This window comes from Phocaeicola sp. RTP21198st1_B8_RTP21198_201120 (assembly GCF_040929485.1).
Classification (GTDB): domain Bacteria; phylum Bacteroidota; class Bacteroidia; order Bacteroidales; family Bacteroidaceae; genus Phocaeicola; species Phocaeicola dorei.
In genome coordinates, this window is the sequence record NZ_JBCOCI010000556.1 from 1 (window position 1) to 1,039 (window position 1,039).

Below are 1,039 nucleotides of genomic sequence, written 5' to 3' on the forward strand. Positions count from 1 at the left end.
GTTCTGGGCCAGGAAGCCCGCATCACGTCCCATCACCTCGACAAAGAAAATGCGGTCGTGTGAGGTTGAGGTGTCTCTTATTTTATCCACACATTCAACAATTGTATTTAATGCCGTGTCGTATCCTATGGTGAAATCAGTACCATATAAATCATTGTCAATCGTACCGGGTAGTCCTATACATGTCACGTTATACTCTTCGGCAAAGATACGGGCTCCCGTCAGAGAACCGTCTCCACCGATAATAATCAGTGCACTGATATTTTCTTTTTGTATAACTTCATAGGCTTTCTTACGTCCTTCCGGAGTGGTAAAAGCTTCGGAACGCGCTGTTTTCAGTATAGTACCTCCCCTTTGAATAATACTGCTCACGTCTTCTGTTGTGAGTTCCTTTACTTCACCGGCAATCAGTCCTTCGTATCCCCTATAAATTCCCTTTATTTTAAAGCCGTTGAAGATGGCGGTACGGGTTACGGCGCGGATCGCTGCATTCATTCCTGACGCATCCCCTCCGGAAGTCAGGATTCCAATATACTTGTTATTCATAATTCATTTTATACAATTATTAGACAAAATCAGAAAGTAACTGCTTTAATTTTTTTCTATTATGAAAGATACGGCTTTTTATTGTACCTAGCGACACTCCTGTTTCTTGAGCTATTTCCCGATATTTGAATCCGGATATATACAACATAAAAGCGTTGTAATGTTCTTTAGGTAGTGTTTTAAGGGCTGCCCTTATCTCCTTGGCATCGTGACTATTGTCTATGAAAGCAAAAGAGTCATCTCTTAGCAGGAAATGATAGTCGGGTTCGGATAATATATATAAGTCTCCTTGGCTTTTTTTTATCCGGTAGTTATTTATAAAAGCGTTACGCATAATGATATACATCCAGCCTTTAAAATTTGTTTCAGGATCAAATTTATCCTTATTATCCAGAGCTTTCAACATTGTTTCCTGCAATAAATCCTCAGCATCGTGTTTGTCAGCTGTCAATTTATATGCAAAACCTAGCAGATCACTTTGCAGAGCTATTAA

General features: G+C 39.6%; 2 protein-coding genes. Both read right to left on the reverse strand.

What is annotated here, in order from left to right; all coding sequences use genetic code 11:
- Positions 1–546, reverse strand: a 546-nt coding sequence (locus AB5935_RS28050; protein WP_368328108.1) for an ATP-dependent 6-phosphofructokinase, incomplete at its 3' end; no start/stop codon positions are given.
- Positions 547–565: 19 nt separating this feature from the next.
- On the reverse strand, positions 566–1,039 hold a 474-nt coding region (locus AB5935_RS28055; protein WP_368328109.1), incomplete at its 5' end, for an RNA polymerase sigma factor.